Here is a 243-nt window from a genome sequence, read left to right on the forward strand (position 1 = left end):
GTGGGGACATGAGTATGGTGCGCGGAGTCCGCGCGCCGGGTGGTTCGTGGGCGGGCGTCCCTCGGCCACGAACGGCTGGTGGAAGGGTGCTAGCGGCAACTGGTACTACTTCGCTGGGCGGGCTTCGTCTGTAGTTAGTCAGTGGGTGTATGACGGGGGCCAGTGGTACTGGATGGATGCAACGGGTGCGATGGCAACCGGGTGGATCCATGATGGCAAGTCCTGGTACTACCTGGATTCTGC

Annotated in this window: 1 pseudogene; it reads left to right on the top strand. The window is 63.0% G+C overall.

Annotated features, from left to right (window positions below):
- Nucleotides 1-243, top strand: a pseudogene (locus QP415_RS12660) (MBL fold metallo-hydrolase); the annotation flags it as partial.

This window comes from Pauljensenia sp. UMB3104, assembly GCF_030217285.1.
In the GTDB taxonomy this organism is placed as follows: Bacteria; Actinomycetota; Actinomycetes; order Actinomycetales; family Actinomycetaceae; genus Pauljensenia.